A 7,945-nucleotide genomic window follows, 5' to 3' on the forward strand; every position below is an offset into this window, starting at 1 on the left:
GGCAGGGACTCTTGAGACATGGCATAAGATTTTCAAACACGATGCAGGGCATGATGTAGAATTTGCTTATAACACAGGAAATAAGATTCCATCTTGGTTTCAAGAGAATAAGAACGCGCAATTCTGGGCAGATTTTTACGATCCACGATTCTTATTGCAGATAATCAGAGGGGAACCCATAGTTCGTTTAATGGATATGGAGGGTTGGCCGGGAGGAGCTGATTACCCTCATATAGCTCTCTTTTGCAATTTTGTTAACGAGGTTAGTAGCGGAAGATTAGGCAGAGGCTGGGTAGAGATTGAGCGCCGGGTAGGCGAAGAAGGTATTGATTTTGAACAGGCATTCGAAGATGTGGTTGGCTTGTCTCTGGATGAGGCCATGGAGCAATTCTATAACCAATTGCTCCCGATAGCTATTAATAGCGTGGATTATGTTATTAACCTTGAATATGAGAGAGGTTCGATAGAGGAAGCAACCGGCGTAGATTGTTCTGACCTGGATGCCGAAGGGCTTAAAGGTGTTTTACGAGACGCCTTGCGGACAAAGGCCATTGCTGAAAAACAGGCATCTGTTGCCGAGCCGGTTGTTTCGCCAAAAGAAAAGAAAATTTCTCCTGCCAAAACAAGTGCCCTTGAGTTAATTAAGAAGGATGTTGGGTTGGAGATATTTTTTGATGGGACACAACTTAGGGTAGTTAGTAATGATAAGGTGCTTGATTTGCCTGAAGTCCCGGATGAATATATTATTCATACGCTTCAACGGCCATTAGATCAGTTTACGACCAGTGTAGGTATATTTGAAGACGACGGCAATTCTTTGGCTGATCTGGTGAGAGGCAAAGAGATTGCTGTAATAGGTCCCGGACCCAGTTTGATAGAAGCAAGGGAATGGCTTAGACGAGAACCGGAGATTCAAGCGATCCATGTTGTTGAACTTGATAGAGATAATTTCACAGGGATATTCGAAGAATGGTTAACACTGTCTTCTCGTGAACGTCAGCGTATTAGATTGCATCGTGCCGATGGCCGTCACATGCCATTTGATGATGAAAAATTTGCCGTAGTCTATACGGCCTCAATAGGAACAGATGTCTTAGGGAACGAAGGGACTATTGATTTATTAAAAGAGATAGAGCGGGTAGTCGCACCAAATGGTGCGATTATAGGCAATATCACGCTTAGCGGAATAAGGGATCTCCCTAATGTATTACATGATATTAATCTTAGCGATAAAGGTGTTCCTTATGATGTCCTTTATTATGCTCATAAGTTGCCTGTTCTATCGTTAGCTGGAGCAGATGAGCCGGCTTTAACCGGTGCCTCATATGCAGAAAGACAAGGAGCAAGGTGGACCGTCAGCGTTATGGGGCAGACTTTTAAAGGGAGCCGAAACGAAGTAAGAAATAACATATTGAATATGATTTTAGAAAAAGACGATTTATCGTGGGATGAAGGTGACGCAGAGACTTTGGCCGGTTTTTTATGTGACCTTGAGATCCGCGATCTTTTGAATGAAGTTAAAATAAAAGCAGAACAAAAATACGGAGCAATTTTTTCTTTATATGAAGAAATTTCAGCAAAAATGCCAGAACCCAGTGAACGAAATATGGACCGACAGATGCTGGAAATATTATACTCTGCGTGGACTGGCGATGGTGGAATTTTAAGAATTACAAATATTATACAAAAGTTAGAGAGAAAAGAACTGTTAAGTAGTAAAGAATTACAACAGTTCATGGCAGGATGCAAGTCTAATTTTTTTATGAGGCCTATGCTACTTTTTGAGACAGCAGCAGAAAGTCGAGGCGATTGGGCTGTAAAGCTATTCAGGGAATTTTCGCCTAGGATGCGACAGCTAAGAGAAACGTTTAATACCATATTTAGAAACATATCTCTGAATATAGACGAAGACCCCTCAGATAAAGATCGCCCTGCGCTCATTTCAGCGTATGTTTCAATGTTAGAGTTAGAGATTTGGCTGCTTGAACGATATATTGCTATTGGCGAAGAACATGGAGTGCCAATAGAGACTTTATTAGAGTTTTCTCAATTTGATCCATCAGGGTATTTAAGTAGTAGGTGGGGAGAAGAAAAGATGCCTAATATCGGAGAGTTATTAGAAAGGGCAAAAGAAGTAATACAAGCCTGTTCGAGGGCAGGTAAAGGGCTTGAAGATACTGCTATAACCCAGGCCGCGCTTGCTGAGACTGCACCTCCAGGTATTCGTCATTTTGGAGAAATTGCAACTAGCGACGGTGTTATCAGCTATCCATTGGACATGTTCAGAGTCCTTGCGCAGGCTGGAGAGCCACTTACAGTTAGTGAGATTATGGAGCGATTAGAAGACTCACGTGCAATATCTGATATCACGCCATTAATCGCAAGAAATCTAATCCATGAGACTGACCTTGCTGGAACGCTTGGTGTAAAATATAGCCTTACCTTACCTGCAGAAGTTCGTGCTGATGAGATAATGGAGCTTCTTGCCACATTACCTCAGGGTATAGCCAGCTTAAGTAGTGATTGGGCAACGATTGATCAACAGATTAATGATATTTTGGCCCAGGCCGTACTTGCTGAGATTGTATCTCCGGGCGTTGGTCATATTGAACTACTTGATGAGCGCATATTGGATCTGTTGGTTACTAGACATGAATTGGGAAATATCATGGGATCAATATCTTTTAGCCTTGAAGCTATAGCCGAGAGTTCTTTACCCGAAAAACAGGTAAAGCAGATAAAAAAGGCAGTCCGTCTCAGAACCAGATTTCAGCGTAGTTTTTTGCGATTGACAGAACACGTAGATAGAATAAAAAGAGGAGATTACGATCCAGATAGAATAACCGATGAAGTTAGGATTACAGTCAAAGAGCTGCATAGTATAGTTACGGAGATAGAAACATTTATTACCTCTATTATGTCAGGCAGCGCTGCAGATAAAACTTTTGAAGAGATCATATTAAACAGGTGCCGTCAAGCAGATAGGTTATTAACAGAGTTTATTTCGGGCAAGAAAGTTTTGAATCTAGAAGAGATTGATTTAAAAGTAACATTGGCCGCAAGGTCTGACTATTTCCGGGATACTTGGAGGCGTCAAGGAAAAAATTTAGTTATAGTTGAGGATTATCCGGAAGAATTGCCGGTTACTGTTGACGCGAAAAAGATAGACCGGGCTATCACCAATTTGATAAACAATGCCTCTGAGGCAATGCCGGATGGCGGAGAGATAACAATATCAGCGGCCTCAGCAGAAGATGGAGTCGTAATCCGCATAAGCGATACAGGCAGGGGTATGTCTCCGGAATCAGTAGAAAAATTTCGTCAGGGCACCATAGGATTTTCTACCAAGCAGGAGGAGAAGGGCATGGTTCATGGATTAGGATTGTATGTTGTTCGGAGCATCGTTAATGCCCACCACGGCACTATAGATATTGAAACGGGACCTGGCAAGGGCACTACCTTTACCATTACCCTGCCCATTACTCAACCCTCCAGTCCACAGATTGAAGTAAAGGTGCTTGTTCTTGACGATGTGCCAGACATGCTTGAAGCAACGAAAGCTACCATAGCTTGCCCAGAGGTCAGAGAGATAAAAACCGCACAGAGCATAGAACAAGGCCTCGAGGCATTAGAGAGAAACCCGGACATTAATTTTTTAGTTCTTGATTTCAGATTAAGGGATTATCCTGCCGAGAATGGCGTGGAATTCTGCAGGCAGGCATTTAGCACCCCATATAATTTCACAGGCAAAGTTGTATTATACTCCGCAGATGATATGGCTGTAATAAATGAGCTTAAGAGACACCCGGATCTTTGGGATAGATATCAGGATGGACAAATCTCGATTCAACTCGAGCATAGCCCAAATGCAACACATATGTCAAATGCATTTGAGCTTATAAGGGCAAAGATAGTAGCCTTTTCTAGAGGCGAGGAAATAGGGATAAAAGGAGAAGTAGATATAGCTGAAATAGAACAAGAATTACCGTTAGGGGTATTAGATATACAACCTGAAGATATTGGCGTAACCTCTAATATTGTAGATAGATTTAGAGATTGCCATGTAATCATAGCAGATGACAAACCTTTTATAAGAAATGCCATTGAGGCAACAGTAAGTGGATTTTTTGATATGGTGCATAAAGCAGGGACTGCTGAGAACACTGTAGCATTGATTAAGAGCTTGCGCGCGGAAGGAGTGCCTGATGAAAGAATAATCATCCTTGCAGATTTTGAATTTGGAACAGAGCAGACAGGTATAAGGCGAAAAGACGGTCGCGATCTCCTGAATATAACGAGATTGCATCCGAATGCCGGCTATCCCGAAGAAGTGCTTAACTTCAAAGGATATTTCTTTTTTGTTTCAGGGAGCATTATATCAAAGGATCAGATACCGGGGTTTGATAAATCTGAAAAGGATATAGACCCGGCCCTCAAAGAAAGATACGGTATTGACTATAAAGAAAAGAATGCAGATGAAGATTTCCCGATTGATTTACTGAAGATGGTGTATAGGCGTTTGCAGGATCCGTATGATTTAAGCAAAGATGTATTAGAGCCACTTCCTAGCCGCCCAATGTCAAAACCCGCCGATGTCAGTTTTTTAAACGGGGGGGTTAATGATTTTGAGGTGAGGATGAAGATGGGGTTAAGGGCGCTAAAAGACTCATTATCAGAGATTAGAGGTGAGGCAGAAGATATAGAGGCGCATTCAAGGATAGAGGCGCAACTTTCTAAGATGAGCGCGTTTTTTGAATTTGGGAATGTAAGCAAGGATTTACCGTTTAATGCGAGGACGCATAATTATAAAGGGCGTATTTTCTATGTGGCCGGATATTTAATCCCTGAGACACGAAAAGAAATATCGTTACTCAATCCCTCTGACAGGCAAAAATATAGGGCATTTATCGAACAATTAGACAATCTCATCTTGACCCTGAGCGTTGCCGAAAACTATATGCTCAGATTATTGAGGTTATCCGCAACAGTTGGTAATGTAGAGAGGGCTGTTGGCCTCGAAGATTTTATGAAAACCACTATAGGGGCATTTCTGAGTGATTACGGAGAAGAGGTAACTATCGAGACTGATTTCGATGAGGACGAACTTTCTAATTTAGAATTTCCTTACGGCCTTACCTTTATTGTTTCGTATCTATTGGATAATGCCCATGAGCAGTACCGTATAAAATATGGCAGGGATTTTAAAGGGGTAATATACTTTAAGATTAATAAGGAAAAAGAGATGCTTGAGGTTTCAATACTAGATGAAGCAGGCGGTATACCTGACGATATATTGCCGTATATATTCTTGAGGAAATTCACCACAAAACCGCACGGCACAGGGTATGGATTATTCTGGGCGAAAAAGCTTATACATATGTTTGACGGAGATATTACGGCGCATAATGAAGGAGAAGGCGCCTGTTTTACGGTAATGCTTCCTCTAAAGTGGCAGCACATTATAAAGAAAAAAGAACAAGTACCTGAGAGACTTGTCCAGGGGGTTTTTCACATATTGAGAGAACGCGGCAATCCTGAGGCAGATGAACTTGCGGAACCGCTTGCAAGAGAGATATATAGCTATAGCGCAAAGATCGCTGAGATTACAAAGACCCGAGAGACGATTTCTTATGACTTTATTCGCTCGTCATATGTAAGGCTTAATATCGAAACCATGCTTTCTCGTTATTTTCAGGCAACATGTACGGGTGACCCCGAACTTTTTAGAACTATTATTTTTGAAAAGGGCACTACCGAGGAAGAGGTAGGGAATCTTTTATTATCCCTACTCGCGCTTAAAAAAGTCGAAGCAAAAGATGATATTACATTCACGCATTTACCGGAAAGGCAGGCAGTTGCGCTCGATTATGATGATTTTGAAGGCCAGGCGAAAATTTTGTTACGCTCAGAAGAAAATATCTCAAGAGAAAGTGAAGGTATCGCATCAGAAAGAAGGAAAGAATATCAGAGGCTTTTAAGGCAGATTGGATATTCAATACATAAAATATCAGGAACCGATCTGGCAATTATGGGAGCTAATGTTAAGCGGATTAAGGAAATTTCCAAAGAAAAGAAAGACGAGCTTTTAGACTTATTTTATCAAGAGCTTCCTCAACGCATACTTCTACAGCTAATACACCAATATACATCTTCGGGCGAACAATTGTCAGGGTTTGAAGAAGATATTTTGACGGTAGAAAGGATAGATGGCTGGTATGGCGCAATTTCTGATTTATTAGGCGCAATTACGAATTTAAAACAGCGTTTGGACCGGGAACTAGAAGGGATTCAATTTGTCGATAAAGACAGAGCAAAAGAGATAATAGAGATAATAGAGAGGACTGCTAACGACGCGCGGAGCCTATCACAACTTTTAAACAAAGAAAAGATTAAAGATAAAGAGTTCATGGACATTGCAAGCTATCTTGATGGACAAGAGCAGTTTCACTTTACTGTTACACCTGGCACTCGATTGTGGTTAAAAAGTTTCTTTCTTAAGAATATCATGTTGAATATTCTTAAGTCTAAGCCTGAAGGCGAGGATATTTCTGTAACTGTAAGCGAAGAGGATGGTTATACTGTTTTTGATATAAACTATAAAGAGCATGTTGATACAGAAACAATGTTTGAATCTAAGACGAAAGGCGAACCGTGGTATCGCGGCCCTCTTGTTTTAGATTTAGTTGACGCAGTAGATGGTGAGATAAGAGCAGAAAATGTAGGTGAGAATGTTGAGATAACCATCAGATTTCCTCTTCCAAAATTGCCTTCCCTTGGTATTGCTAAACTTGGGGAAAAGGGTGATGCAAAATCTCAATATCCTGCCACCGTTGCCAGAGTCGGACGTGAAGAAGAAACCCCTGACATAACCGGAAGGGTGTTAATAGAAAGAGATAGTCAAAAAGGATACACAATAGCATTTGACTATGATCCTGACACTGAAACCACCCTAGCTAAAGAAGAGCAAGATATATTAAGGCATTCTCTAAGGGACTGGATAGCAACCTTAGACCATGCGCCTCCTGAAGAGATTCCAATATTTGCCTCCTATGATCTCGACCAGGTCGCAGAGCATAAACCTGAAAGAATAGAGATTAACAGGGCCTTACTTAGAGCCCCTCCTCAAGACCCAGCAGAACGCGCTGAACTAGGCATAAGACATACCCCGGAAGAACACCAGCTATTCATAGACGGCGTTATATGGCATGAAGGTTTTCATTTCTTAAATCCAGCCCACTCAGAAGAACAAGCCCAACAAGCTACATTAGAATTTTTCGAATCAAGGCCAGATATACGACAGGCCACTATAAATGTATTGGATGAAGATAACCAGAACCTGATACATGGCCTTGAGTGGCTTAAAAAATTACACGGATTAAAGACAATAGAGGTGGCTTTAAGATTTGATGCCTATTCGTGGGGGACGGGACTTATTTGGGGGACAGACGAGGCATCTGAAGATTTATGGAATATTTCGAACCAATTCGCCTTCCAGTTGGGGAATCTTAAGAAACATTATTTAAAATCTGAATATATGAGTTTAACCCCGCAAGAGAAAGAGGTTTTTGAAATTCTAGGAGAGCTGTATATGGAGATTACATGGCGCGAACCTTCTCTTGAGAAGATGGACGAGATTATAGAACGGATAATAGCAATTAGTAAAAAAGAAGATGCGCAGGCATTACAGTTACGCATGAACCTACGGCAGCTTTATGCCAACTACGCCTATGTAGCAGCAAGTTTTATTGCAGGGAGACGGCATGAAGATATTGCTCACGAACTTAAAAACAGAATGGAAGAAATTGTTGGCGATTTGATGGAAGTTACGCCAGAAGCTGTTATTAACCATCCTTTCTGGGGGAGGGCGATTTCCTTCATGGTTGAGCATTACCTGCCGGTCGAAGATCCACAGTATAACAATAAGCCTATTCAGAATCTCTACTTA

1 protein-coding gene is annotated in these 7,945 nt (G+C 41.4%); it reads left to right on the forward strand.

Features of this window, described 5'->3' with window-relative positions; translation table 11 throughout:
- The coding region (locus KKC91_04420) for a GHKL domain-containing protein (protein MBU0477794.1) at window positions 1-7,945 on the forward strand (7,945 nt) is incomplete at both ends.

The organism is bacterium (assembly GCA_018812485.1).
Taxonomy (GTDB): Bacteria; JAHJDO01; JAHJDO01; order JAHJDO01; family JAHJDO01; genus JAHJDO01.